Raw genomic sequence first — 25205 nt, 5'->3', positions numbered from 1 at the left:
TCGGGCCCGGCCGTGATGCGGCCGCCGTCAGCCCCCGACCACCGCCAGCTGCGGCGGGCCGGCCGCCCGCAGCGCGACCGCGGTTACCCCCGGCATGCGCTCGGCCCGGGCGGCGAGTTCCGCATCGAGCAGCAGCCCGCGACCCAGCCGCAGCAGCGCCTCGCCCCCGTCGGGCAGTCGCGCGCGCAGCAGGAGCTCGCCCCGCCCCGCGCCCGGCGACCCGACCAGGCTGCGCAGCCCTGCAACGGCGGCGGGATCGGCGACCGTCACCTCCATCACCAATCGGGCGTTCGCGGTCAGCCCCTCAAGCGGGCGAAGCGCCTTGATGGTGACGCGCGGCGTCTCCTCGCCCGGGCGGCGGTCCAGCTCGACCGTCGCCAGCGCGCAGCCGCCGGCGCGCGCCGCCTCCTCGATCGTCGCGGCGACCTCGTCGTCGAAGCAGGTGGCGACAAACTGTCCGGACGCATCCGACACCGTTGCCATCATGTAGCGCTTGCCACGCGCGGACGTGCGCCAGCGCGCGTCCTCCACCAGCAACGCCATGGTCGCGCCGACACGGCCTCCGTCGGCCGGCGCGGGATCGCGGCAGATGGTGGCGTACGGCCTTGCGCCATGCGCGCCCGCGACATGGCGATAGCTGTCGACCGGATGGGCGGAAAAGTAAAAGCCGAATGCGTCCTTTTCCTGCGCCATCGCGTCGGCGATCGACCAATGGGCGTCGGCGGCCAGCCGGATCGCGGAGACGCTGGCGTCGCCGGCACCGAACAGGCCGCCCTGCCCGCTCGTCCGGCTGCCATGCGCCTGCACGGCGACGGCCAGCAGCGTTTCGGCCGCGGCGAACACGGCGGCGCGGCGGCTCCGCCCGCCGTCCACCAGCGCGTCGAACGCACCGGCGGCGGCCAGGCTTTCCAGCTGGCGTCGGTTCAGGAGCTTCGGGTCGACACGGCCGGCGAAGTCGTCCAGCGAGGCAAAGGCGCCCGCGGCCGACCGTTCCTGCACCAGCAGCTCCATCGCCCGCTCGCCGACGCCCTTCAGCGCGGCCAGGCCGAAGCGGACCGCCCCCTCCTCCACATCGAATTCGGCGACGCTCCCGTTCACGCATGGGCCGAGCACAGGCACGCCCATGCGGCGCATGTCCTCGACGAAAACGGCCAGCTTGTCGGTCAGCGCCATGTCGAAGCACATCGACGCGGCGAAGAACTCGGGCGCGTGATGCGCCTTCAGCCAGGCGGTCTGATAGGCGAGCAGCGCATAGGCCGCCGCGTGGCTCTTGTTGAAGCCGTAACCCGCGAACTTGTCGATCAGGTCGAACAGTTCGTTCGCCTTTTCCGCCCCGATGTCGTTGCGCGCGCACCCGTCGACGAAGCGCTGGCGCTGCGCATCCATCTCGGCCTTGATCTTCTTGCCCATCGCGCGGCGCAGCAGATCCGCCTCGCCCAGCGAATAGCCGGCGAGGACCTGCGCGGCCTGCATCACCTGTTCCTGATAGACGAAGATGCCGTAGGTTTCCGACAGGATCCCTTCGAGCAGCGGGTGCGGATAGGCGATGGCGGCGCGGCCGTTCTTTCGGTCACCGAACATCGGGATGTTGTCCATCGGACCCGGCCGATAGAGCGACACGAGCGCGATGATGTCGCCAAAGTTGGTCGGCCGCACCGCCGACAGCGTGCGGCGCATGCCTTCGGATTCCAGTTGGAACACGCCCACCGTCTCGCCGCGCTGAAGAAGCGCATAGACCGCTGGATCGTCCCATTCGAGCGCATCCAGGTCGATGTGCACGCCGCGCTTGGCCAGCAGGTCGGTCGCCTTCCGCAGCACGGACAGCGTCTTCAAGCCAAGGAAGTCGAACTTCACCAGCCCGGCGCCCTCGACATATTTCATGTCGAACTGCGTGACCGGCATGTCGGAGCGCGGATCGCGGTAGAGCGGCACCAGCTGGCTCAAGGGCCTGTCGCCGATCACCACGCCTGCGGCATGGGTGGAGCTGTGGCGTGGAAGACCTTCCAGCTTCATGGCCAGGTCGAACAAGCGCTTCACCTCGGCATCGCGCTTATATTCGGTGGCGAGCTCGGACACGCCGTTCAGCGCGCGCTCCAGCGTCCATGGGTCGGTCGGGTGGTTGGGGACCAGCTTTGCAAGCCGGTCGACCTGGCCGTAGCTCATCTGGAGCACGCGGCCGGTGTCCTTCAGCACCGCGCGCGCCTTCAAGCGCCCGAAGGTGATGATCTGCGCGACATGGTCGCGGCCATATTTCTGCTGGACGTAGCGGATCACCTCCTCGCGCCGGGTTTCGCAGAAATCGATGTCGAAGTCGGGCATCGACACGCGTTCCGGATTGAGGAAGCGTTCGAAGAGCAGGCCGAGCTTGATCGGGTCCAGGTCGGTGATGGTGAGCGCCCAGGCGACCACCGATCCGGCGCCCGATCCGCGCCCCGGGCCGACGGGGATGCTTTCGCCCTTCGCCCATTTGATGAAGTCGGCGACGATCAGGAAATAGCCGGGAAAGCCCATCTTCACGATCACGTCGACTTCGAAGTCGAGGCGATCGAAATAGAGCGCGCGCGACGCGTCGTCGGCAATGCCGGCCTTTTTCAGCCGCTCCTCCAGCCCGGCACGCGCGTCCTCGCGCAGCTTGATCGCCTCGGCCTCTCGGTCGCCCGCCAGGCTCGGCAGGATCGGCTTGCGCGCCGGGGCGGCCACGGCACAGCGCTGCGCCACGACGGCGGTGTTTGCGATGGCCTCCGGCAAGTCCTCGAACAGGCGCCGCATCTCGGCGGCCGGCTTCATCCAGGCGTCGGGCGCGCTTCGCACCCGGTCGGTGCTGTCGACATAGGCGGAGCCGGCGATGCACAGCATGGCATCGTGCGCGGGATGGAAATCGGCTTCCGCAAAGCTGCACGGGTTGGTCGCGACCACCGGCCAGCCGCGCGCATAGGCCAGCGCGATCAGGTCGGCCTCCGCGCCTTCCTCCACCGCGTTGCCGCAGCGCGACAGCTCCACGTAAAGCCGGTCCGGGAACAGCGCGGCGAGCCGATCGGCATAGGCATAGGCCGCCTGTTCGCGGTGATCCTCGAACAAGCGGGCAAGCGCCCCCTCCCGCCCCGCCGTCAGCGCGAGCAGCCCGTCGGTGCGACCCTCCAGCTGGTCGAGCTCCACATGGGCGTCCTCCTCGACCGGGCGATCGAGATGCGCCATCGAGACCAGCGCGCAGAGATTCTCATAACCGCGCTCGTCCTTGGCGTAGAGCGCAAGCCAGTCGATCGCACCGCCCGGCATGTCGGGCAGGTCGGGACGCCGGACCGCGAGCAGCGCGCCGATGATCGGCTGCACGCCCGCCTTCATGCAGGCCTCCGAAAACGCCATGGCGCCATAAAGCCCGTTGCGGTCGCAGATGGCGACGGCAGGAAAGCCGAGCTTGCGGGCCTGCGCGGCGATCAGCTTCGGGTCGATCGCCCCTTCGAGCATGGTGTAGGCGGACAGGACACGGAGCGGAACAAAGGGCGTTGGGGACATGACCGAGACTATGGGACCTCCGCTCGATTCGTTAAACCGCCAAGCGCTTGAAGCGCGGTGGATGGAGCTGACCCGCCGGTTGCTGCCGGATGTCGCGACGGGGCGGCGCTGGCCGATCCGGCTGGATCACTGCTTTCAGCGCGTCTTCCTGGATCATGCCTTCGGCGGACGCTGGACAGACGCCCATTCCGCCCGTCCGGCCTATCTGACCGTGTCGGCCGACCGGCTGCGCGCCGCCGTCGACCTGGCCGAGCAGGTGCTGGCCGGCACCGCCGACCTTTCGGCGCTCAACGCCCGCTCACTGGCGTGGCGGGGCAAGGATTAACCGTGCTCGTTCATTGATCTGGGCGACATTCCGTCGGCTGAAATTACAGCTACCGGCAGCTTAACCAGCTAAGTTGTTGTTTTTACGTTCTGGCACGCTTGTTGCGGAGATTGGCCCGTTAACAACTCGCTCGAAAAAGGTTACCGCCATGATCCGCACCATCGCTCTCGCCGCCACGCTGCTGGCGTCCGCCACCTCCGCCAACGCCGCCGTCACCATCACCCGCGTCGGCGATGCCTATTCGAACGCCAATGGCGGTCAGAACATCATCTTCCGCAACGACTTCAACACCTCGCAGGAACAGAGCCAGGTCACCGGCACGGGCTTCCTGTTCCGCAACGTGACCGATCAGTTCGGTGCGATGCCGGCTCCGGGCAACCCGTCGGGCTCGACCGCCAACCAGTATCTGTCGGTTCTCGGCGGTGGGACGGCCACGCTGGCGATCAATCCGGCGCTGAACATCAACAGCTTCATGATCGATATCGGCTCGATCGACTCGTACAATGACCTGACGATCACCTTCAACGGCGCTGCGTCGCAGACCTTCACCGGCGGCCAGCTTCTCGCCCTGTCGGGCATCCAGGGTCCGGCCAACGGCGACCAGGTGTCGTCGCGCACCAACGGCCGCTTCATGTTCGCCGGCGTTCAGGGCTTCTCCAGCGTGACGTTCGCCAGCGGCCAGAACAGCTTCGAGATCGACAACTTCCGCGCCGCGGTGCCGGAGCCGGCGACCTGGGCGATGATGATCGCGGGCTTCGGCATGGTCGGTGCCGGCATGCGCCGCCGCCGTGCGTCGGGCCAGGTCGCGTTCGCCTAAGCGACCGCCACCTGCAGGTTGAAGGAGGGCGGCGCCACGGCGTCGCCCTTTTTCATGCCCGGTCGCGGCGACGCCGCGTCGGCGCGTGGAAGTCCGACGGCTTGTCGGCGATCCAGCGGAGAAAGTCCTGCAACTCCGGCCGGGCGCGAAGCGCGGCCACGTCCCGCGTCTCGCGCGCCAACAGCTGGTTCGCCATCGCCGCATGGATGGCGCGGTGACAGATCGGATGAACCGGCACGGTGTCGCGCCCGCCCTCCGATTTCGGGATCAGGTGGTGAAGCTCGACCCGACGGCCGAGCGGGCGCTGGCACAGCGCGCATGTCGGGGGTGCCGGCGGCGGCGGCGCGGGGTCGTCGCCCCGCCACCGCGTCTGCCGCCGGCCGACCAAGCTACTCCGGCTTGACCAGCGCCGCGGCTGCGGGCTGCGGCTTGGTTCCCGGCTGCTCGACGATGCGGATGCCGAGCTCGCGCAGCTGCTTCGGCGTCACGGGCGCAGGGGCCTGCATCATCAGGTCCTCCGCCTTCTGCGTCATCGGGAAGACGATCACCTCGCGGATGTTCGGCTCGTCGGCCAGCAGCATCACGATGCGGTCGATGCCCGGCGCCGATCCGCCGTGCGGCGGCGCGCCGAACTTAAAGGCGTTGATCATGCCGGCAAAGTCGCTGTCGACCTGCGCCTGTGTATAGCCCGCGATCTCGAACGCCTTGTACATAATGTCCGGCCGGTGGTTCCGGATCGCGCCCGACGACAGCTCAACGCCGTTGCAGACGATGTCATACTGGTAGGCGAGGATGTCGAGCGGATCCTTGGTCTCCAGCGCCTCCAGCTCGCCCTGCGGCATGGAGAAGGGATTATGCGAGAAGTCCACCTTCTTGGCGTCTTCGTCATATTCGAACATCGGGAAGTCGACGATCCAGCAGAACTCGAACCGGTTGGCGTCGATCAGGCCCAGCTGCTCTCCCACGCGGGTCCGCGCGGCACCGGCCAGCTTGGCCGCCTGCGCCGCCTTGCCGGCCGCGAAGAACACGCCGTCGTCCGGGCCGAGGCCGAGCGCCGCGATCAGCTTCGCCGTCGCTTCCGGCCCATGGTTCTTGGCGATCGGGCCGCCCGCCTCGCCGCCCTTCATGGTCATGTAGCCAAGGCCCGCATGACCTTCGCTGCGCGCCCAGTCGTTCATGTCGTCGAAGAACTTGCGGCTCCTGTCGCCCGTGGCGGGGGCCGGGATCGCGCGCACCACGCCGCCGCCTTCCACGATCCGCGCGAACAGGCCGAAGCCCGATCCCGCGAAATGGTCGGACACGTCGGCGATCTCGATCGGGTTGCGCAGGTCGGGCTTGTCGCTGCCGTATTTCAGCATCGACTCGGCATAGGGGATCCGCCGGAACGGCAGCGCGGAGACCTGACGCCCCTTGCCCTGCCAGTCGGCGAACTCCTCGAACACGCCGTGCAGCACCGGCTCGATCGCGGCGAACACATCGTCCTGCGTGACGAAGCTCATCTCGAAGTCGAGCTGGTAGAACTCGCCCGGGCTGCGATCGGCGCGCGCATCCTCGTCGCGGAAACAGGGCGCAATCTGGAAGTAACGGTCGAAGCCGGCGACCATCAGCAACTGCTTGAACATCTGCGGCGCCTGCGGCAGCGCGTAGAACTTGCCCGGATGGACGCGGCTGGGCACCAGGTAATCGCGCGCGCCTTCCGGCGAGGACGCGGTCAGGATCGGCGTCTGGAACTCGGTGAAACCCTGGTCGATCATGCGCTTGCGGATCGACGCGATGACGCTCGACCGCAGCATGATGTTGGCGTGCAGCTTGTCGCGGCGAAGATCGAGGTAACGGTGCCGCAGCCGGATCTCCTCCGGATATTCGGCGTCGCCCGCGACCGGCATCGGCAGCTCGGCGGCGGCGGACTGCACCGCCACCTCGTCGGCGCGCACCTCGATCTCGCCGGTGGCGAGCCCGGCGTTCACCGTTTCCGCCACGCGCGCCACCACGCGCCCGGTCACCGTCACGACGGATTCAACCCGCGCGCCGTCCAGCGCGGCAAAGGCCGGGCTGTCGCTGTCGACCACCACCTGCGTCAGGCCATAATGGTCGCGCAGGTCCACGAACAGCAGCTGACCATGGTCGCGCTTGCGATGGATCCAGCCGGACAGGCGCACGGTGGAGCCGACGTCGCCGGCACGCAGCTGGGCGCAGGTGTGGGAGCGGTAGGCGTGCATCGGTGGAGAAAACCCGTTCGGATGATGGAGAAAGCCCCGGCGTAAGGCAGGCCCGCCGTCGGCTTGTCAAGCAGCGACGCCCCTTCCCTCCAGCCGCTGCCTTGCTATTCAGGGGCGATGCGTATTCACCCGTTGATCGACAGCAGTGCCGATCTCGCCGCCCTGTGTTCCCGCCTCGCCAAGTCGCCCTATGTCGCGGTCGACACCGAATTCATGCGCGAGAACAGCTACTGGCCGGAACTGTGCCTGATCCAGATCGCCGACGAGCATGAGGCCGCGGCGATCGACCCGATGGCGCCCGGCATCGACCTGAAGCCCCTTTTGGACCTGATGGTCGACAATGAGGAGGTACTGAAGGTCTTCCACGCCGGTGGGCAGGACATTGAGATCGTCCACAACCTGACCGGCAAGACCCCTCATCCGCTGTTTGACACGCAGGTGGCGGCCATGGCGATCGGGCAAGGCGACCAGATCGGCTATTCGAACCTTGTCGACACCTGGCTCGGCATCACGCTCGACAAGGGCGCGCGCTTCACGGACTGGGCGCGCCGCCCGCTCGACAAGCGGCAGATCGACTATGCGATCGGCGACGTCACCCACCTGGTGAAGATCTTCCCGCGCATCCTGGACAAGCTGAAGAAGCTCGGCCGCGGCGCCTGGCTTGACGAGGAGATGGATCGGCTCGCCGATCCCGCCAATTACGAGAACCAGCCCGACGACGCCTGGCTGCGGCTGAAGCTGCCCAGCCGCAAGGCGGACGCGCTTGGCCGGCTGAAGGTGCTGGCGGCCTGGCGCGAGCGCGAGGCGCAGGCGAAGAACCTGCCGCGCGGGCGCATCGTCAAGGACGAAACGCTGGTCGACCTGGCCGGCAGCCCGCCGGCCGCCCAGGCCGATCTCGGCCGGGTGCGCGGCCTGTCGCAGGCCTGGTCGGGCAACGACATCGGCGGGCGGCTGATGAAGGCGCTGGCCGCCGCCGTGCCGCTCCCCGCCGACGAGATGCCGGGGCGCGAGGAGCGCCGCCCCGGCGTCGGCAAGGACGGGGCGCTGGTCGCCGATCTGCTGAAGCTCCTCCTGAAGATCCGCGCGAAGGAGATCGCAGTGGCGCCGCGCCTGCTCGCGCGCACGGACGAGCTGGAGCAGCTCGCCTGCGGCCAGCGCGAAGGCCTGTCGATCCTGGACGGCTGGCGCGGGGAGCAGTTCGGGCGCGACGCGCTGGCGCTGGTGGAAGGTCGCATGGCATTCGCCGTGCGCAATGGAAAGCTGCGCATGACGCGCACGGAGGAGGAACGGGCATGACCAAGCTGCTGGCCGCTTTGCCGCTGATCGCCATCGCCGGCTGCACCACCACGGCCGCGACGCCCGATGGGGCGGAGGGGGCCGAGCCCGGACCGGTGATCGCAGGCGAGGGACGCTGCAATGCGGCCGCCACCGCAGACCTGGTCGGGCGCCCGGCCGATGCGGCATTGGGTGCGGAGGTGCTGAGGCGCACCGGCGCGCGCACGCTTCGCTGGATTCAGCGCGGCACGGCCGTGACCATGGACTATCGCACCGACCGCGCGAATGTGACGCTGGACGACGCCGGCCGCGTCGAGGGCGTCAGGTGCGGCTGACCAGCTCCGGCTGAAGGCCAAGGCTGGTCGCCGCCTTGCGGTGGCGGCGCTCCACCGGGTCGGAGTACCAGTCCTCGTCACCCGGCTTCAGCACGAGGCGGAGGGCACCGTCCGCGACCTCCAGCCGGGTATCGGTCAGCGGCGACGCGACGCCCGCGCTCAAACGCTGGGCAAAGCGGATGGCGTGGCCCCATCCGGACGCAAGCTCCAGGCTCGGCGCATCGGCGAGCAGCGGCAGCGGATCGACCGGAACCGTCGCATCGCCAAGCGCGACGCTCAATGCCTGCGCCATCATCGCGCGGCCCCGTGCATCGATGCCGACCCAGTTGCCGTGCAGGGCCACCTCACGCGCCCGCTCCGCCCGGAATTCCGGGTTCGCGCGCCAACCGGTGTCGGCGAGGAGGCAGGCGGCATGGCGCAGGCGGCGGTCGCCCGGACCGTCGTTGCGGAACAAGGGCGCGATCCAGCGGTCCAAGAGGTCGCCATGTTCCGGAAACCGTCCAGTCGATGCCGCCTCGTCGCGCGCGGCGACGATCAGCGGGTCGGACGCACGCCCATCGGCATCCAGCCGCTCGAACAGCAGCCCGTCCCGCACGCCGAGCGCGGACACGACCAGTTCGGCCGGACGCAGCCGCCTCACCACCGCTTCCAGAAGCTCAACTGCCTGTCCCAGGGTCGCGATGCGCGCCGACGACAGGTCCGGCACCTTCTTCAGCTCCGCCTTGTCCGCAGCATCGATGCGCGCGGCCAGTTCGCCCAGCGCGGCCGGATCCATCCGGTAATCATGGATGATGGGGAGTGCGTAGCCCGACAGGTGCATGTCGAGCCGCGCCAGCGCGCGCCACGATCCGCCCACCAAGTAGAAGGCGCCGCCGTTGCAATCCTCCGTCCAGCCTGCGGCCTCCAGCCCTTGAGCGAGCGCCGCGTCGATGCGGCCTCGCATGCCGGCGGTGCGGAGCACGCCGAGCGGCAGCGACAGCCGGTCGCCGACCGTGCCGTCGCCGACCTGCACCAGTTCCAGGCTCCCGCCGCCGAGGTCGCCGACCACCCCGCTCGCGCCCGGCACGCCGGACAGCACCCCCAGCGCGGCCAGCTCCGCCTCGCGGTCGCCCGACAGGATGGTGACGTCGATGCCCAGCGCTGCCGCCCGCTCAACCAGCACGGAGCCGTTTGCGGCATCGCGGACGGCAGCGGTGGCGACCGCGATCATGTCGTCCGGCTCCAGCACGCGGCACAGGCGGGCGAACCGCGCCAGCGATGCGGTGGCAAGGTCCAGGGCGGCGGGGTCGATCCGCCCGCTTTCCTCCAGCCCGCGGCCAAGCCCGGCCATGATCTTCTCGTTGAACAGGATCGCCGGCCGCCGCGCCGGCCCGTCATAGACGACGAGGCGGACGCTGTTGGAGCCGATGTCGACAATGGCGGTGCGTCGGCGGCCGCTCCCCGCCCGCGGGTCAGTCACGCTGGACGAGGCGAAGCGTCGGCACCGCGTCGCTGTCGCGCAGCGCCTGCCCGCGTCCCGACAGCGACGGATTGGTCATGAAATAACGGTGGAGGTTGAACGGCCGCGTGCCGGGATCGGCGCGCAGATACTGGCCGTCCGGCATCAGCTCCCAGCTCTGCTCGTTGTCGATCAGGTTGGCGACCATCACCTGGTCCAGCAGCTGGTCGTGAACCGTCGGATTGAGCACCGGCATCATATATTCGACCCGCCGATCGAAGTTGCGCCCCATCCAGTCGGCCGAGGAGATGAACACCTTCGCCCCGTCGTGCGGCAACGGCTTTCCGTCGCCGAACGCGAAGATGCGGCTGTGTTCCAGGAAGCGCCCCACCACCGACTTCACGCGGATCGTCTCCGACAGGCCGGGCACGCCGGGCTTCAGGCAGCAGATGCCCCGCACGATCAGGTCGATCGCCACGCCCGCCATGCTCGCTTCGTAAAGCTTGTCGATGATCAGCGTGTCGGTGAGCGAGTTGAGCTTCGCCCAGATGTTGCCCGCCTTGCCGGCGCGCGCATGGCCGATCTCAATGTCGATCAGCTCGCACAACCGCGTCCTCATGCCATGGGGCGACATGCTGATCAGTTCGAGCCCGCTCGGCTCCACATAGCCGGTGACATAGTTGAACAGCTGCGCGGCATCGCGTCCGGCGCGCGGGTCGGCGGTGAAGAAGCTGATATCCGTGTAAACCCGCGCGGTCACCGGATGGTAGTTGCCGGTCCCGAAATGGCAGTAGGTGCGGTAGCCACCGGCCTCGCGCCGCACCACCATCGACACCTTGGCGTGCGTCTTCCACTGGGTGAAGCCGTAGATCACCTGCACGCCCGCCCGTTCAAGCTGGGCTGCCCACAGCAGGTTCTGCTCCTCGTCGAACCGCGCTTTCAGCTCCACGACGGCGGTCACCGACTTGCCGGCCTCCGCCGCGTCGATCAGCGCGCGGATCACTGCCGACTGCTTGCCCGCGCGGTAGAGCGTCTGCTTGATCGCGACCACGTCCGGGTCGGTCGCCGCCTGCCGCAGGAACGACAGCACCACGTCGAACGCCTCGTACGGATGGTGGACGACGATGTCCTTGGCGCTGATCGCGGCGAAACAATCGCCGCCATGCTCGCGGATGCGTTCGGGAAAGCGCGGGGAAAACGGCACGAACTTCAGGTCGGGGCGGTCTTCCTCGACGATTTGGGCGAGGTCGGCGATGCCCACAAAGCCACCATCCTCGCCCGACAGCATGTCGTCGCTGCCGAGCGTGTCGCGCACCAGCTCCTCCAGCTCGGCGGGGATGCCCGCCTCGATCTCCAGCCGGATCACGCGTCCGCGGCGGCGGCGCTTGATGGCGGTGCGAAAGAAGTCGACCAGGTCCTCGGCCTCTTCCTCCAGCTCGATGTCGCTGTCGCGGATGACGCGGAAGGTGCCAGACCCATTCACCTGATATCCGGGGAACAGCATGGGGGTGAAGCGCTTCAGGAGCGTTTCCACCGCAACGAAGCGGGCGTCGTCGACGGTGCCCAGCCGCACGAAGCGCGGGATGGACGCCGGCACCATCACCAGCTCGCGGATCGGCTCCCCATCCGACAGGCGGCAGAGATCCAGGATGATCGCCAGCCCCTTGTTGGGGATGAAGGGAAAGGGATGCGCGGGGTCCAGCGCCTGTGGCGTCAGGATCGGGAACAGCTGTTCGCGAAAATACTGCTCCAGCGCGGGCGCGTCGTCGTCGGAGATGTCGTCGGCACCCAGCACGCGGATGCCGGCCTGGTCGAGCTCCGCCGCGATCTGCTTGAAGGCCGCGCGCTGCGCCGCGAACAGCCGGTCCGCTTCCTCCGAGATGGCGGCGAGCTGCTGCGTGACGGTCAGCCCGTCGGGCGACCGCTCCTCCACGCTTTGCAGCTGCTGGCCCTTCAGGCCCGCCACGCGCACCATGAAGAACTCGTCCAGGTTGCTGCCCGAGATCGACAGGAAGCGCATCCGCTCCAGCGCGGGATGGGCGGGGTTGAGCGCTTCTTCCAGCACGCGCCGGTTGAACGCGAGCCAAGACAGCTCGCGATTGAAATAGCGATCCGGGTGAAGGTCCATCGCCGGGTCGGTCATCGCCTGTGTCGCCATCATGCGGCGTCGCCGCTCCTTATGTCCGTCTCGTCGATCAACCGGCCAAGGGCCGTGCGGGCCAGTTGCACCGTCAATCGGGCGCGCCGGGCCAGCGCTGCTTCGTCCAGTGCGTCAACCGCACCGATGATCGCAAGGTGGGTTCGTTCAACCCGTCGCGCCAGCCAGTCGACGAGCGCGTCCGGCGCATGAAGGTTCCGCCGTTCGAACAGATGCGCGATCAGCTGCGGCACCAGCGCCGCGTCCGGATCGTCGATGCGGACATGCGGCGTCGCCGCCAGCCGCGACCGGAGATCCGGCAGGCGCACGATCCAGGCAGGCGGCGGCGCATCGGCGATCAGGACGAGCGGCCGGCGATCGTCGTTGGCGGCGTTCCAGTGGTGGAACAGCTGCGTCTCGTCGATCGTGTCGGCCGCATCGACGATCCGCCCGCCGACCGGCCGCATCGCCACCCGGGCAAGCAGGCTGCGGCCGGATTTGCGCGGGCCGGTCAGGATCGTGACCGGCACCGGCCAGGTGCCCCAGCGGTCGAGATGGGCGGCGGCCGCGCGGTTGCTGTCGGCGAGGAGAAACGACTCTTCCCGCCGCCCTTCGGGAAAGGCGAGCGGGAACGCCAGCTGGCTCATTGCGCGGGCGGCGTGCCCGCGGGCTGGGCGGCGGGCGCGCGGCGGCTGATCCGGATCGATCCGCCACCCTGGCTGACGCTCCAGCCACGGCTTTCCAGCGCGGTGGCGAGCGCGGCCGCCTCCCCCTCATAAGCAACACGCATCACCGACACGCCGCCGATCGCGAGGCTGCCCGTGACGGCGGAGCGGACGCCGGGGATCGCCCGCAGCGCCGCCTCCGCCGCGTTCACCGCGCCGGCATCGGGCGAATCGAACTGGACGGACAGCTGCGTCACGCCGACAACGGCCTGGTCCCCGGCGAACGGATCGACACCGTCTTCGGCCAGCAGTTCCTCCGGCAGCTCCTCGGGAATGGGCTCCTCGATCACCAGCGACGGATCGGGCGTCAGCGCGCCGCGGGTGAGTGCGGCGACGTAGATCTCATCCAGCCGCCGAACGCCCTCGTCCAGCATCTCGGCGATCGCGGCAGAGCTTTCCCCGCGCAGCGAGAAGCTGCCGAGCAGCCGCCGATCCGGCCCGTGATAGGCGGAAAAGCGCCCGACCACCGGCCCGCCCGGCCACAGTCGGCTGAGCGACACCTGCGGCACGATCACGTCGGCGGCACCATATTGGTCGAGCAGCTGGCGCCAGAGCACGCGCCCCCGACGCTCCGTCTGCCCCTGGTTCAGCAGCAGCGGGTCCGGCCCCGTCCCGACCGGCCGGACATAATCGACCGGGCTGTTGCCGGTGCGGAAACGCGCCCACGCCTCCTGCCAGGGATTGCGCAGTTCCAATGCGGTCATCGCGCCGCCGGAGACCTGGATGGGAATGACAAGCAGCGGGGCGGACCGCCGGGTGCGCCCAGTGACGCCCAGGATCTGCCCCGTGCGGGCGCGATCGAACAGCACACCCAACGTCGCGACGTAGCGCCTCGGTCCGGTGCCCTCCTGCTCCACCACGATGCCGGAGACGATGCTGTCCAATGTCGAATCGGACAGGTTTGGCGCTGCGTCGCTGCCATGCGTCCGGCGCCACAGCGATCGCCAGCCGCGCCGCTGCGCCTCGCGCCAGCCGCCGACGCGCGCCGCCTCCGCTGTTGGGCCGGTCACGTCGACCTTGATGCCCGACACCTCGAAGCTCGACGAGCTGTCGATGGGCGGCACGCCGCGCTCGCCACCCTCGATCTGGGCGCGCAGCGTCACCGCCATTCCCAGTGCCAGCGCAGCCCCCGCCACGCCAAAGCCTATGCGCCTCAGCCCCATCACGCCTGCCTTCTGGCGGGTCGAGCCGTTGAAGCCAAGCACGCTTTGACGTGAAGGCGTCGATTGGCGGCCGGCGGTTGAGCGTCGCGGGCTGATTGGCTAGGCGGCGGGCATGACCAACAGCTACACCTATGCCGGCGCCGGCGTGTCGATCGATGCCGGTAACGCGCTGGTGAAGGCGATCGCGCCGCTCGCCCGCGCCACGCGCCGGCCGGGTGCGGATGCGGAGCTCGGCGGCTTCGGCGGCTTCTTCGACCTGAAGGCGGCGGGGTACAGCGACCCGCTCCTGGTCGCGGCCAACGACGGGGTCGGCACCAAGCTGAAGCTGGCGATCGAGCATGGCGCGCACGACGGCGTCGGCATCGACCTGGTGGCGATGTGCGCGAACGACCTCGTCGTCCAGGGTGCCGAGCCGCTGTTCTTTCTTGATTATTACGCCACGGCCAGGCTCGACCCCGCCGTGGCGGAACGCGTGGTGGCGTCGATCGCGGAAGGATGCCGCATCGCCGGATGCGCCTTGATCGGCGGCGAGACGGCCGAGATGCCGGGCATGTATGCGGACGGCGACTATGATCTCGCCGGTTTCTGCGTGGGCGCGGTGGAGCGGGCGGATGCGCTGACCGGTGATCGCGTGAAGGCGGGCGACCTGCTGCTGGGCCTGCAATCCTCCGGCGTCCATTCCAACGGTTTCTCGCTGGTCCGGCGGCTCGCCGCCGACCGCGGCTGGAAGCTCGACCGGCCGGCGCTGTTCGACCAGGACATGATCCTGCTCGATGCGCTCATGGCACCGACGCGCATCTATGTCCGCGCATTGCTGCCGCTGGTGCGGAGCCGGGCGGTGTCGGCGCTCGCCCACATCACCGGCGGCGGCCTTCTGGAGAACATTCCGCGCGTGCTGCCTGCCGGGCTTCACGCGCATGTCGACGCCGATGCCTGGCCGCAGCCGCGGCTGATGGCCTTCCTGCAGGCGCAGGGGAATATCGAGCCCGGCGAGATGGCGCGCACCTTCAACTGCGGCATCGGCATGGTGGCGGCAGTCGCGCCGGACCGGGTGGACGAGGTGACCGCCGCGCTCCAAGCCGCGGGCGAGACGGTGTTCCGCATCGGCCACGTCGCAGAGGGCATGCGCGGCTGCACCGTTGCCGGATCGGCCGAAGCCTGGTCCGGCCGGGCGCCGTGGTCCGCCACCCATCATGGCTGATCGCAAAAGGCTCGGCATCCTCATCTCCGGGCGCGGCAGCAACATGGCCGCGCTGATCGATGCCGCCGCCGCGCCGGACTGCCCGTGGCAGGTGGTGCTGGTGGCATCCAACAACCCGGACGCCGCCGGGCTGGCGCGCGCCGCCGCGGCGGGCGTGCCGACCGTCGCCTTCTCCCACAAGGGCACCGCGCGCGAGGCGTTCGATGTGCGGCTGACGCAGGCGCTGCGCGCGCATGGAGCTGAATGGGTGGCGCTTGCCGGCTATATGCGGCTGTTGTCGCCGGCGTTCGTGGCGGACTGGGCCGGCCGCCTGGTCAACATCCATCCGTCGCTGCTGCCCCGGCACAAGGGCCTGGACACGCATGCCCGCGCGCTCGCCGCGGGAGACCGGGAGGCGGGCGCATCCGTGCACCATGTCACGGAGCTGCTCGATGACGGTCCGGTGATCGCGCAGGCGCGCGTGCCGATCCTGCCCGGCGACACCCCCGAAACGCTTGCCGCGCGCGTGCTCACGGTGGAGAACCGGCTGTACCCGAAGGCGCTGGCCAAGGCGATGACCGATGCTGAGTGACGATCCCGAAACGGCGCTGACACGGTTGCGAGAGGCCGCGCTGGCGCTGCCGGAGGCTGAGGAGCGCCCGTCGCACGGCCAGCCGACCTTCTTCGTCGCCGACCGGCAGTTCGCGCAGTTCCGCCACGACCATCATGGTGACGGCCGCACAGTTGTCTGCGTGCGGACGAGCGGCACGGACGAGCAGGCCGCGCTGATCGAGGCCGACCCCGATCGCTACAGCCGCCCCGCCTATCTCGGCCCGGCCGGCTGGGTCGCGCTTTCGCTGGCCGGCGATGTCGACTGGCCGCAGGTGGATGACCGCGTGGCGATCAGCTGGGAACTGGCGGCGCCGCGGGGTCTGCTGGAGGCGAGCGGTCGATGAGCGAGCCGCAGACACCCAAGCAGGCGGCCGAGGCCGCGGCCATCCGCCGCCGCTGGATCACGCTGGGCGAGGTGCTGGCGGTGGTCGCGGTGGTGATCTCCGGCCTCACGCTCTGGAACAGCTATTCCGAACGCTCCACCGCGGCCGCGGAAAAGGCGGCCGAGCGGCAGTCGGAGCAGGCGGCCGCGGCCAGCATCGTGCTGTCCGGCCGCGTGGAGGAGGACGGCGAGGCGATCAGCTTTTCCTCGGCCAACGAGGGACGCGTGATCCAGTCGCTGACCGTGCGCTTCCCCTCCGCCCTCGGCGTTTCGCCGGTGGAAACGCTGGCCGATGCCCGCCTGGATGCCGGTGCGTTCGCCCGGGCCGTACGCGGTGCCACCGACGCCAAGCGCATCCGGCTGCCGATCGCCGTCGAGGCGGTGTTCACGGCAGGCGGCGATCTCCATCGCGCCACCGGGCTCTACCAACTGGGTCTCGAGCGGCGCGACCGCCTGATCGGCGGCGATGCCATCCGCATCAGCGGCGTGGCCTATCAGGGCGCCGCCGGCCGCGCGCCGCAGGCGGAGATCGACCGGCTTTGGCGGCCGACCGCAACATAGCCGCTTAGAAGCCGCCCCATCCCGACAGCGCGAGCCCGATCAGCGCCCCGCCTGCAGGGCGGCGATCAGCATCAGCCAAGCGTGAAGGGCTGTTTGCGCGTCTTGTGGCGATAAAGCCGGCGGGCGATCAACGCTCCGGGCATTCCGCCCAGCGCCGCCAGAAGAAGGAGGTCCGATTCAGGGATCCGCCGCCGGCCCGCGACGGCGTTCTGCTTGTCACGGCGAAACGCCGCCGCCGTCCAGACGCTCATCAGAGCGCAAAAGATGAGGGCGGGAAGGATCACAGCGGCGCCAGTCCGACGACCGAAAATTCAGATGATCCTGCCCGCCCCGACCGGGAAGGTCAGCCGACGATCTCGTCGTCCTTGAAGAAGAACGCGATCTCGGTCGCCGCATTCTCTTCGCTGTCCGATCCGTGGACCGAGTTCGCCTCGATCGATTCGGCCAGCTCCTTGCGGATCGTGCCCGGCTCGGCATTGGCGGGATTGGTCGCGCCCATGATGTCGCGGTTCTTCTGAACGGCATTCTCGCCTTCCAGCACCTGCACCACCACCGGGCCGGAGATCATGAACTCGACGAGGTCGTTGAAGAACGGACGCTCGCGATGAACGCCGTAGAACCCCTCGGCCTGCTCGCGGGTCATCTTGATGCGCTTGGACGCGACGACGCGCAGGCCGGCCTCCTCCAGCATCTTGGTGACCGCACCGGTCAGGTTGCGGCGCGTGGCATCGGGCTTGATGATGGAAAAGGTCCGCGTGGCGGCCATGGCCGTCGTGCTCCTGTCTATGACGATGGTGGATAAGTGGCCGCGTCCCTAGTCGGCGGCGCGCGGCAGGGCAAGGCGGCGCGATCAGGCGGCCTGCGTCCAGCGCCCCGCCTCATCCTGCTTCCAGAAGCGTCGTTCCACCCCGTCGCGCGCGGCCAGCGCGCGCCAGGCGTCTCGCGCGGCCGGCGTCGCAGCCTCGTCGAACAGGTGGAAGCAGCGCTCGAAGTCCAGCGCCTCGTCCCGCCAGCGGCCGTCGGCTAGCACGATGTTGCGCGCGCCGTTTGCCGGGTCCACGGCCGCCGACAGCAGGATGGGCTGGTTCGCCGCATCGCCCTCGCCGGCCTGGCCGTGCGCCAGGAAGGCAGGACCGGGCACCCGCCACAGCGCGGCGTCGATCCGCGCCCGATCGCCGTCGTCATCGGCGACCACCAACAGGCGACCGCCGCCGTCCGTCACCCGCTCTGCGATGCGGGCGAGGACGGCGTCGGGATTGCCGCTCAGCTGGTAGAAGTCGACCTGCAGCGGGTCAGGCCCCCTGCCCGCCCGCGCCGCCCTCCAGCGTGTCCGCGACGAACCGGTCGAGCAGCCGCACGCCAAAGCCCGTCGCGCCCTTGTCGAAACGGGTGCCGGGCTTGTCGGCCCACACCATGCCGGCGATGTCGAGGTGGGCCCAGCGGACGCCTTCGTCGACGAAACGCTTGATGAACTGGGCAGCGGTGATCGATCCGGCGCCGCGCGGACCGACATTCTTCATGTCGGCGATCGGCGAGTCGATCAGCTTGTCGTAAGCGGGCGATAGCGGGAAGCGCCACAGCGCGTCGCCGGACGTCCGCGACGCCGCCAGCAGCTCCTCGGCCAGGCTCTCGTCATTGGCGAACAGCCCGCCATGCTCGCTGCCCAGCGAGATCACCATGGCGCCCGTCAGCGTCGCCAAGTCGACGATGGTCTTCGGCCGGTACCGCTTCTGCACCCAGGCGATGGCGTCGCACAGCACCAGCCGCCCTTCGGCATCGGTGTTCAGGATCTCGATGGTCTGACCGGACATGGAGGTAACGACGTCGCCCGGCCGCGTCGCCTCGCCGTCCGGCATGTTCTCGACCAGCCCGCAGACGCCGACGACATGCGCCTTGGCCTTGCGCCCGGCGATCGCCTTCATCGCACCCGCGACGGCGCCGGCGCCGCCCATGTCCCACTTCATGTCCTCCATGCCGGGCCCGGGCTTCAGCGAAATGCCGCCGGTGTCGAAGGTGACGCCCTTGCCGACCAGCGCAAGCGGCGGGTCCCCGGCGTCGCCCGTGCCGTTCCAGCGCATCACCAGCAGCTGGCCTTCCCGCGCCGACCCCTTGGACACGGCAAGCAGCGCGCCCATGCCGGCCTCGGCCATCTGCGCCTCGCCCAGCACCTCGATCTCGACACCCAGCGCCTCCAGCTCGCGGCAGCGCTCGACGAAGCTTTCGGGATAGATGATGTTGGGCGGCTCGCTCACCAGCTCGCGCGTCAACGACAGGCCCTCGATCACGGCGGCGCCGCGCGACCATGCGTCCTCGCTGCCCTCCGGCGCGCCGACGATCACCACCTCGTCCAGCGTTGGCTTCTGCTTCTGCGGCAGGCGGGAGCGGTAGCGGTCGAAACGCCACCCGCGCGCGGCGGCGCCGGACGCAAGCGCCGCGACGTTTGCCGCCGTCGCGTCCGTGCCCGATACGTCAACGGCGACGACATGCGTTCCAGACACCAGCAGGCGGGCGACGATCGCGCTGCCGGCCTTCTCCCAGTCCGCATCGGCTCCGGCACCAGTGCCGACCAGAAGGATGCGCGCGATGCCCGCGCCGGTGTCGGCCACGAAATCGACAATCCCGCCCGCTTCGCCGTCGAACCGGGCGGCCGCCGCCGCCGCCTTGCCCAGCGCGGTCGCCGGTGCCGCCAGTCCGGGGAACCGCGCGGCGCCCAGGCCGCCGGACGCCACCGGGATCGCGATGTCGTGGACGCTGTCGGGCCGGGCGGCTTGAAGTCTGATGGCGGGCATGGGCGACCTTTCGATGTCTTCTCTTGAGGGATGCTTCTAGGCGAAGCCGGTCGCGGACCCAACCCCGGGTCGCGCATTGCGGCCCGCGCGGGCGTCTGCAATAGGCAGCGATCGAACGGGGGCGGCCCCGGCATTGTGCGTGGGGAAGTGGTTTGACGGGGATGGAGGCGATCCGCTGGGCCACGCTTCCGATCGTCGGCCTGTGCAGCCTTCCCGCCGCGGCGCAGGATCTGTCGCCCCGCCCGGTCGCGCCGCCGCCCGAAACCGGCGCGGAGGTCCCGGCCGACCAGATCGAGTTCAGCGCCGCCACCGTCGAATATGACCAGAATGCCGATGTGATCACCGCGTCCGGCGATGTGCGTGTCGCCCGCGAAGGCAATCGCCTTCGCGCCGATCGCGTGATCTGGAACCGGCGGTCGGGCGAGGTGCGGGCGGAGGGCGATGTCGCCATCACCAATCCGGCGGGCGACACCGCCTATGGCGACTCGGTTGTGTTGGCGGAGGATCTGCGCGACGGCGCGGTCGCCAACCTCCTGCTGGTGCTCGACAACGGATCGCGGCTCGCGGCGGAAAGCGGCAACCGGGAGGGCGCGGTGTTCACCCTGTCGCGCGCCGCCTACACGCCATGCGCCGTGGTGGATGCGAACGGCTGCCCGCGCGAACCGTCCTTCAAGGTCACCGCCCGCCGCGTCGTTTATGACGAGAACCGGGAGCGGATCCGGTTCGAGGGCGCGACCGTGTCGCTGTTCGGCCTGCCGATCCTGCCGCTGCCGGTGCTGTCGCAACCGACTGGGTCGGGGGGTGGGCCCGGCCTGCTCGTCCCAGACGTGCGCATCAGCCGGGTGAATGGCTTCGAGGTCGCCCAGCCCTATTATTTCAAGCTGTCACCCAACCGCGATCTGACGATCACGCCGCACATCTACACCTCCGTCCTGCCCGCGCTGGAAGGGCAGTATCGCGCGCTGACGGAGGACGGCGCCTATCAGCTGCGCGGCATGCTGACCTATTCGGGCCGGGAAAGCCTGTCGCTCGATCCCACCGGGCAGGAGCGGGACCGCCTGCGCGGGTTCGTGGACGCGAGCGGCCGGTTCCAGCTCGACCCCAACTGGAGCATTTCCGGGTCGATCCGCCGCGCGACCGACCGCACCTTCCTGCGCCGCTACGACATTTCCCGTGACGATCGGCTGCGCTCCACCATCAATGTCGAACGCATCGATGCCGACAGCTATTTCTCGCTCGCCGGCTGGGCGGTGCAGACGTTGCGCGTCGGCGAAAGCCAGGGCCAGACGCCCATCGCGCTGCCGGTCGTCGACTACCGCCGCCGCATCAACGATCCGCTGCTCGGCGGACGGGTGGAGTTGCAGCTCAACAGCCTCGCCATCGGCCGCACCGACGGACAGGACACGCAGCGCGCCTTTGCCGGCGCCCGCTGGGATCTTCGCCGCCTCACCAACTGGGGACAGGAGGTCGATTTCACCCTGCTTGGCCGGGTGGACGCCTACCACACGGACGAGACGCTGCTGACTGCCACCATCCCCTATCGTGGGGACGAGGGGTGGCAGGCGCGCGGCATCGCCGCGGCGGCGATCGACGTCCGCTGGCCGCTGGTCGGCGCCGCATTCGGCGGAACGCAGCGCATCACCCCGCGCGTCCAGTTCGCCGTCACGCCGCCGCTTCGCAACGATCCCATCCCGAACGAGGACAGCCGCGCGTTCGACCTCGACGACAGCAACCTGTTCTCGCTCAACCGCTTTCCCGGCTATGACCGATTCGAGGATGGCGCGCGCGTCACCTACGGCGTCGATTATGCGCTGACGCTGCCCGGCGTCACCGTCGCCGCCAATGTCGGGCAGAGCCTGCGCATGTCCGGCGACGAGACGATCTTCCCGGCCGGCACCGGCGTCGACGAACGCTTCTCCGACTTCGTGGGCCGTACGGAGGTCCGCTTCCGCGACTTCATCAGCCTCACGCACCGCTACCGGCTCGACAAGGATGATTTCGAGCTCCGCCGCAACGAGATCGACGCCACCATCGGCACGCGCCGCACCTATCTCGTGCTCGGCTACCTCCGCCTCAACCGCGACATTGAGGAAGGTTATGAGGACCTGTCCGACCGGGAAGAGGTCCGCGCGGGCGGCCGCGTGCAGGTCAGCCGCTTCTGGTCCGTGTTCGGATCGGCGATCGTTGACCTCACCAATCGGTCCGAAGATCCGCTCTCGATTGCCGACGGTTTCCAGCCGATCCGCTCGCGGCTCGGCTTCGCCTATTCGGACGATTGCCTGGAACTTGGCTTGACCTGGCGTCGCGACTATGAGGACACCGGTGACGCACGGCGTGGCAACAGCTTTCTCTTCCGGGTCGCGCTCCGGAACATCGGCCGCTAAGCCGTCGTTCAGCGGCGCTGGCTTATCCGCCGCCGGTTCCTTTCAGTTCGAGGATCGATCTTCACTGTGACGATTCGCACCAGTTTTGAGCGGCTCCTGTCCGGCATGGCCGCGGCATCCGCGTCTTCCGCGCTCGTGATCGGCATCGCCGCCAGCGGCGCCGCCGTGCCCGCCCTCGCGCAGGAGGCGCCCGCATCCGCGCCCGCCGCGGACGCCGCTCAGCGCGCCGCGCTCGACATCCCGGCAGACGTCGTGCTGTTCGGCAACGACACGGCCGTGCGCAAGCCCACCGCCGTTATCAATGGCGAGATCATCACGCGCAGCGATGTTGACCACCGCCTTGCGCTCACTCTGCTCGCCAACCAGGGCCAGCAGATCCCGCAGGAGGAGATCGAGCGGCTGCGCCTTCAGGTGCTGCGCAACCTGATCGACGAGATGCTGCAGATCCAGGAAGCGCGCGCCAACGAGATCACGGTGAGCGCGGCCGAGATCCAGCAGAGCTACGACCGGGTGGCGCAGAACTTCCGCCGCACGCCCGCCCAGCTCGACGCCTACCTGCGCGAGAACAACAGCTCGGACACGTCGCTGAAGCAGCAGATCCATGCCGAACTCGCATGGTCGCGCCTGCTCCGCCGGCGGATCGAACCCACCACCAACGTCGGTGAGGCCGAGGTGCAGGCGATCGTCGACCGCTTGAACGCGGCGCGCGGCACCAGCGAATACCGCGTCGGCGAAATCTATCTCGCCTCCACGCCTGCGACCCAGAACGAGACGATCGCCAACGCCCAGCGCATCATGCAGCAGCTGCAGCAGGGCGCGTCGTTCGCCGCCTATGCGCGCCAGTTCTCCGAAGCCTCGACGGCGGCGGTCGGCGGCGATCTCGGCTGGGTGCGGGCGGAACAGCTCCCCGATCCGCTCGCCAACCAGGCGCGGCAGATGCAGGTCGGGCAGCTCGCCGGCCCGATCCCGGTGCCGGGCGGCCTGTCGATCCTCTACCTGATCGATCAGCGTCAGGTGCTGACGGCCGATCCGCGCGACGCGGTGCTCAACCTCCGCCAGGTGGCGATCAGCTTTCCGCCCAACGTCACCCAGGCGCAGCTTCAGGCGCGCGCCAATGCCTTTGCCGATGCCACGCGCAACATTCAGGGCTGCGGCGCGGTCGACGCGATCGCCCGACAGCTCAATGCGGAGATCGTCGACAATGATCAGGTGCGCGTCCGCGACCTGCCCGTGCAGCTGCAGCAGACGATGCTGAACCTGCAGGTCGGGTCGGCGACGCCGCCGTTCGGCTCTCCGGAGGACGGCCTGCGCGTGCTCGTCCTGTGCGGCCGCGATGATCCGGAGGTCACGAACGAGGCCTCGCGTGAGCGCATCGCCACGCAGCTGGAGCAGGAGCGTGTCGGCCGCCGGGCCCGTCGCTACCTGCGCGATCTGCGCCGCGACGCCGTTGTCGACTATCGGTGACGGTTCGCCTGTGGGAAGCGCCTTGAAGCCTCTGGCCGTCGCGCTCGGTGATCCGGCCGGCATCGGGCCGGAGATCGTGGCAAAGGCCTGGGCGGCGGGTCGCGACACCGGTCTGCCCCCGTTCTTCGCGGTCGGCGACGCCGCGGCGATCGGGGCGGTCTGGGACGGGCCGGTGCGTCGCATCTCGGATCCGGACGAAGCCACCCGGATCTTCGGCGACGCCCTTCCCCTCATCCATCTCGACGGCGATGGTCCGGTCGAACCCGGCGAGCCGAAGCTGGAGGGCGCGCGCACCGCCCTTGATTCGCTTGAGCTTGCGGCCGGCATCGTCCGGTCGGGCTCGGCCGGCGCGCTTGTCACCGCGCCCGTCGCCAAGGCGCAGCTCTACGCCATCGGCTTTCGTCATCCCGGCCAGACCGAATTCGTCGCCGAACGCTGCGGCATCGCCGAGGACAACGCGGTGATGATGCTGATGGGCGCCGGGCTGAAGGTCGTGCCGCTCACCACCCATGTTCCGCTGATGGATGTCACCTCGCTCCTGTCGGTGGAGCTGGTGGTGGCCAAGTCGCGCGTGCTGGTCCGCGGGCTGGCGCGCAACTTCGGCATCGAACGGCCGCGGCTGGCCTTTGCGGGCCTCAACCCCCATGCCGGCGAAAGCGGCAAGATCGGGCGCGAGGAGCTGGAGATCCTGCTGCCGGCGATCATGGAGCTGCGCGCGGAAGGCATCGATGCGCGGGGCCCCTTTGCCGCCGACACCATGTTCCATGCCAGCGCACGGGCGACCTACGACGCAGCCATCTGCACCTATCATGATCAGGCGTTGATCCCGCTGAAGACGATCGCGTTCGAGGAAGGCGTGAACATGACGCTGGGCCTGCCCATCGTCCGGACCGCGCCCGACCACGGCACCGCGTTCGGTATCGCCGGTCAGGACAAGGCCGACCACCGCGCCATGACGGCGGCGATCCGGGTGGCGGCGGAGGCGGCGCAGTGCCGGGCGCGCCGGGCCGCGGCCTGACCGCCCCATCCCCGGCGCTGCCGCCGCTTCGCGACGTCATCCGCACCCATTCGCTGCAGGCGTCGAAAGCGCTCGGGCAGAACTTCCTGCTTGATGAGCAGCTGCTGGGCCGCATCGCCCGCATCCCAGGCGATCTGGACGGCGCGGCCGTGTTCGAGGTCGGACCCGGCCCCGGCGGCCTGACCCGCGCGCTGCTGCGCGCCGGTGCGGATGTGACGGCGGTCGAGCGCGACCGGCGCTGCCTGCCCGCGCTGGCCGAGCTCGGCGCGGCATTCCCCGACAAGCTGCGGGTGGTCGAGGACGACGCGCTGCGGTTCGATGCCGCCGCCGCGATCGGAGCTCCCGCGCATATCGTCGCCAACCTGCCCTACAATGTCGGCACGGCACTTCTGGTCCGCTGGCTGACTGCGGATCCCTGGCCCTCCTGGTGGCTGTCGCTGACGCTGATGTTCCAGGCGGAGGTCGCCGAGCGCATCGTCGCGCATGCCGGCGACGAAGCCTATGGCCGCTTGTCCGTGCTCGCGCAGTGGCGCAGCGACGCGCGGCTGGCGATGCGGGTGCATCGCTCCGCCTTCACCCCGCCGCCCAAGGTCATGTCGGCGGTGGTCCACATCGTGCCGGCCGCCCAGCCGACGGCGGTCAGCATGGCGACGATGGAGCGCCTGACAGCCGCCGCCTTCGGCCAGCGCCGCAAGATGCTCCGCCAGAGCCTGAAGGGCGTGGCCGGCGCCGACCGTGCGATGGAGGTCGCCGGGATCGATCCGACGCGGCGTGCCGAAACCCTGTCCGTGGCCGACTTCGTGGCCCTTGCCCGCGTGATGGACGGGGAGGTAGCGACCCCCTCAGCCTGATCCGGCAGCGGCCGGGC

At 69.4% G+C, this 25205-nt stretch carries 23 protein-coding genes; 12 read left to right on the top strand and 11 right to left on the bottom strand.

Going from position 1 to position 25205, the window contains the following annotated elements:
* Positions 1 to 27: 27 nt before the first annotated feature.
* Positions 28 to 3513 carry a DNA polymerase III subunit alpha gene (gene dnaE, locus GGR88_RS04170; RefSeq protein WP_167953269.1) on the bottom strand — a complete coding sequence of 1162 codons (3486 nt, stop codon included), beginning with the start codon at positions 3511 to 3513 and terminating at the stop codon, positions 28 to 30.
* Positions 3514 to 3574: 61 nt separating this feature from the next.
* On the opposite strand from dnaE, the gene GGR88_RS04165 reads away from it, so the two are divergent.
* Positions 3575 to 3838 (top strand): GCN5-related N-acetyltransferase, encoded by a 264-nt coding sequence (locus tag GGR88_RS04165; RefSeq protein WP_245196438.1) that lies wholly within the window; start codon positions 3575 to 3577, stop codon positions 3836 to 3838.
* A gap of 148 nt (positions 3839 to 3986) precedes the next feature.
* Entirely contained in the window at positions 3987 to 4655 is a 669-nt protein-coding gene (locus GGR88_RS15215; RefSeq protein ID WP_245196437.1) for a PEPxxWA-CTERM sorting domain-containing protein, read from the top strand.
* 52 nt (positions 4656 to 4707) lie between these two features.
* Here the strand turns inward: GGR88_RS15215 and GGR88_RS04155 are convergent, their stop codons facing one another.
* Entirely contained in the window at positions 4708 to 5043 is a 336-nt protein-coding gene (locus GGR88_RS04155) for an HNH endonuclease (protein WP_167953265.1), read from the bottom strand.
* 1 nt (position 5044) lies between these two features.
* Positions 5045 to 6874 (bottom strand): aspartate--tRNA ligase, encoded by a 1830-nt coding sequence (gene aspS, locus GGR88_RS04150; RefSeq protein ID WP_167953263.1) that lies wholly within the window; start codon positions 6872 to 6874, stop codon positions 5045 to 5047.
* Between the two features lie 117 nt (positions 6875 to 6991).
* On the opposite strand from aspS, the gene rnd reads away from it, so the two are divergent.
* Positions 6992 to 8170, top strand: a complete 1179-nt coding sequence (gene rnd, locus GGR88_RS04145) for a ribonuclease D (protein ID WP_167953261.1) — start codon at positions 6992 to 6994, stop codon at positions 8168 to 8170.
* Positions 8167 to 8484, top strand: coding sequence for an I78 family peptidase inhibitor (locus tag GGR88_RS04140; RefSeq protein WP_167953259.1), 318 nt, complete (start codon positions 8167 to 8169; stop codon positions 8482 to 8484). The genes rnd and GGR88_RS04140 overlap by 4 nt, the downstream gene beginning before the upstream one ends.
* On the opposite strand, the gene GGR88_RS04135 is transcribed toward GGR88_RS04140, so the two are convergent.
* From GGR88_RS04135 to GGR88_RS04120, 4 genes are read right to left on the bottom strand one after another with little or no spacing between them, the layout of a single operon-like run.
* Complete coding sequence (locus GGR88_RS04135) at positions 8471 to 9943, bottom strand: Ppx/GppA phosphatase family protein (protein WP_167953257.1); 1473 nt, start codon at positions 9941 to 9943, stop codon at positions 8471 to 8473. The genes GGR88_RS04140 and GGR88_RS04135 overlap by 14 nt on opposite strands.
* A complete protein-coding gene (locus tag GGR88_RS04130) occupies positions 9936 to 12083 on the bottom strand; it encodes an RNA degradosome polyphosphate kinase (protein ID WP_167953255.1) in 2148 nt (715 codons plus the stop codon). Before GGR88_RS04130 ends, GGR88_RS04135 begins: the two co-directional genes overlap by 8 nt.
* Complete coding sequence (locus GGR88_RS04125; protein ID WP_167953253.1) at positions 12080 to 12706, bottom strand: P-loop NTPase family protein; 627 nt, start codon at positions 12704 to 12706, stop codon at positions 12080 to 12082. The genes GGR88_RS04130 and GGR88_RS04125 overlap by 4 nt, the downstream gene beginning before the upstream one ends.
* On the bottom strand, positions 12703 to 13989 hold the full coding sequence (locus GGR88_RS04120) for a heavy-metal-associated domain-containing protein (protein WP_342449713.1): 1287 nt from the start codon (positions 13987 to 13989) through the stop codon (positions 12703 to 12705). Before GGR88_RS04120 ends, GGR88_RS04125 begins: the two co-directional genes overlap by 4 nt.
* 70 nt (positions 13990 to 14059) lie before the next feature.
* On the opposite strand from GGR88_RS04120, the gene purM reads away from it, so the two are divergent.
* Genes purM through GGR88_RS04100 form a run of 4 tightly spaced genes read left to right on the top strand, consistent with a single transcriptional unit; the run spans position 14060 to position 16682 of the window.
* Entirely contained in the window at positions 14060 to 15148 is a 1089-nt protein-coding gene (gene purM, locus GGR88_RS04115; protein WP_167953251.1) for a phosphoribosylformylglycinamidine cyclo-ligase, read from the top strand.
* Positions 15141 to 15719, top strand: coding sequence for a phosphoribosylglycinamide formyltransferase (gene purN, locus GGR88_RS04110; protein ID WP_167953249.1), 579 nt, complete (start codon positions 15141 to 15143; stop codon positions 15717 to 15719). Before purM ends, purN begins: the two co-directional genes overlap by 8 nt.
* Positions 15709 to 16083 (top strand): MmcQ/YjbR family DNA-binding protein, encoded by a 375-nt coding sequence (locus GGR88_RS04105; protein ID WP_167953247.1) that lies wholly within the window; start codon positions 15709 to 15711, stop codon positions 16081 to 16083. The genes purN and GGR88_RS04105 overlap by 11 nt, the downstream gene beginning before the upstream one ends.
* The gene (locus GGR88_RS04100) at positions 16080 to 16682 is read left to right on the top strand and encodes a hypothetical protein (protein WP_167953245.1); all 603 of its coding nucleotides are present in this window, start codon (positions 16080 to 16082) and stop codon (positions 16680 to 16682) included. The genes GGR88_RS04105 and GGR88_RS04100 overlap by 4 nt, the downstream gene beginning before the upstream one ends.
* Before the next feature lie 71 nt (positions 16683 to 16753).
* On the opposite strand, the gene GGR88_RS04095 is transcribed toward GGR88_RS04100, so the two are convergent.
* The 4 genes from GGR88_RS04095 to GGR88_RS04080 form a co-directional block, all read right to left on the bottom strand.
* Complete coding sequence (locus GGR88_RS04095; RefSeq protein WP_342449712.1) at positions 16754 to 16933, bottom strand: DUF1294 domain-containing protein; 180 nt, start codon at positions 16931 to 16933, stop codon at positions 16754 to 16756.
* Between the two features lie 92 nt (positions 16934 to 17025).
* The gene (ndk, locus tag GGR88_RS04090) at positions 17026 to 17448 is read right to left on the bottom strand and encodes a nucleoside-diphosphate kinase (protein WP_167953243.1); all 423 of its coding nucleotides are present in this window, start codon (positions 17446 to 17448) and stop codon (positions 17026 to 17028) included.
* 84 nt (positions 17449 to 17532) lie between these two features.
* Positions 17533 to 17970: a DNA polymerase III subunit chi gene (locus tag GGR88_RS04085; protein WP_167954350.1), complete on the bottom strand. Its 438-nt coding sequence runs from the start codon at positions 17968 to 17970 to the stop codon at positions 17533 to 17535.
* A gap of 4 nt (positions 17971 to 17974) precedes the next feature.
* Positions 17975 to 19471: a leucyl aminopeptidase gene (locus tag GGR88_RS04080; protein WP_167953241.1), complete on the bottom strand. Its 1497-nt coding sequence runs from the start codon at positions 19469 to 19471 to the stop codon at positions 17975 to 17977.
* Positions 19472 to 19632: 161 nt separating this feature from the next.
* Here GGR88_RS04080 and GGR88_RS04075 point away from each other — a divergent pair, with 161 nt between their 5' ends.
* The 4 genes from GGR88_RS04075 (at position 19633) to rsmA (ending at position 25188) form a co-directional block, all read left to right on the top strand.
* A complete protein-coding gene (locus GGR88_RS04075) occupies positions 19633 to 21855 on the top strand; it encodes an LPS-assembly protein LptD (protein ID WP_167953239.1) in 2223 nt (740 codons plus the stop codon).
* A 105-nt stretch (positions 21856 to 21960) separates the two neighbouring features.
* A complete protein-coding gene (locus tag GGR88_RS15210) occupies positions 21961 to 23319 on the top strand; it encodes a peptidylprolyl isomerase (RefSeq protein WP_167954348.1) in 1359 nt (452 codons plus the stop codon).
* A gap of 22 nt (positions 23320 to 23341) precedes the next feature.
* Complete coding sequence (gene pdxA / locus GGR88_RS04065) at positions 23342 to 24337, top strand: 4-hydroxythreonine-4-phosphate dehydrogenase PdxA (RefSeq protein ID WP_245196436.1); 996 nt, start codon at positions 23342 to 23344, stop codon at positions 24335 to 24337.
* Complete coding sequence (gene rsmA, locus GGR88_RS04060) at positions 24310 to 25188, top strand: 16S rRNA (adenine(1518)-N(6)/adenine(1519)-N(6))-dimethyltransferase RsmA (RefSeq protein WP_342449710.1); 879 nt, start codon at positions 24310 to 24312, stop codon at positions 25186 to 25188. The genes pdxA and rsmA overlap by 28 nt, the downstream gene beginning before the upstream one ends.
* Positions 25189 to 25205: the final 17 nt, after the last annotated feature.

Origin of the sequence: Sphingomonas jejuensis (assembly GCF_011927695.1) — a bacterium.
Taxonomy (GTDB): domain Bacteria; phylum Pseudomonadota; class Alphaproteobacteria; order Sphingomonadales; family Sphingomonadaceae; genus Sphingomonas_K; species Sphingomonas_K jejuensis.
Note: the sequence above shows the minus strand (reverse complement) of the source record. Positions and strands in the feature narration are given on the sequence as shown.

Excerpts from the sequence above, each read along its gene's own strand:
- dnaE (WP_167953269.1), bottom strand. The coding sequence starts at position 3,513 with ATGTCCCCAACGCCCTTTGTTCCGCTCCGTGTCCTGTCCGCCTACACC.
- GGR88_RS04165 (WP_245196438.1), top strand. The coding sequence starts at position 3,575 with ATGGAGCTGACCCGCCGGTTGCTGCCGGATGTCGCGACGGGGCGGCGC.
- GGR88_RS15215 (WP_245196437.1), top strand. The coding sequence starts at position 3,987 with ATGATCCGCACCATCGCTCTCGCCGCCACGCTGCTGGCGTCCGCCACC.
- aspS (WP_167953263.1), bottom strand. The coding sequence starts at position 6,874 with ATGCACGCCTACCGCTCCCACACCTGCGCCCAGCTGCGTGCCGGCGAC.
- rnd (WP_167953261.1), top strand. The coding sequence starts at position 6,992 with ATGCGTATTCACCCGTTGATCGACAGCAGTGCCGATCTCGCCGCCCTG.
- GGR88_RS04140 (WP_167953259.1), top strand. The coding sequence starts at position 8,167 with ATGACCAAGCTGCTGGCCGCTTTGCCGCTGATCGCCATCGCCGGCTGC.
- GGR88_RS04130 (WP_167953255.1), bottom strand. The coding sequence starts at position 12,083 with ATGATGGCGACACAGGCGATGACCGACCCGGCGATGGACCTTCACCCG.
- GGR88_RS04125 (WP_167953253.1), bottom strand. The coding sequence starts at position 12,706 with ATGAGCCAGCTGGCGTTCCCGCTCGCCTTTCCCGAAGGGCGGCGGGAA.
- purM (WP_167953251.1), top strand. The coding sequence starts at position 14,060 with ATGACCAACAGCTACACCTATGCCGGCGCCGGCGTGTCGATCGATGCC.
- purN (WP_167953249.1), top strand. The coding sequence starts at position 15,141 with ATGGCTGATCGCAAAAGGCTCGGCATCCTCATCTCCGGGCGCGGCAGC.
- GGR88_RS04105 (WP_167953247.1), top strand. The coding sequence starts at position 15,709 with ATGCTGAGTGACGATCCCGAAACGGCGCTGACACGGTTGCGAGAGGCC.
- GGR88_RS04100 (WP_167953245.1), top strand. The coding sequence starts at position 16,080 with ATGAGCGAGCCGCAGACACCCAAGCAGGCGGCCGAGGCCGCGGCCATC.
- GGR88_RS04095 (WP_342449712.1), bottom strand. The coding sequence starts at position 16,933 with ATGAGCGTCTGGACGGCGGCGGCGTTTCGCCGTGACAAGCAGAACGCC.
- ndk (WP_167953243.1), bottom strand. The coding sequence starts at position 17,448 with ATGGCCGCCACGCGGACCTTTTCCATCATCAAGCCCGATGCCACGCGC.
- GGR88_RS04080 (WP_167953241.1), bottom strand. The coding sequence starts at position 19,471 with ATGCCCGCCATCAGACTTCAAGCCGCCCGGCCCGACAGCGTCCACGAC.
- GGR88_RS04075 (WP_167953239.1), top strand. The coding sequence starts at position 19,633 with ATGGAGGCGATCCGCTGGGCCACGCTTCCGATCGTCGGCCTGTGCAGC.
- GGR88_RS15210 (WP_167954348.1), top strand. The coding sequence starts at position 21,961 with ATGGCCGCGGCATCCGCGTCTTCCGCGCTCGTGATCGGCATCGCCGCC.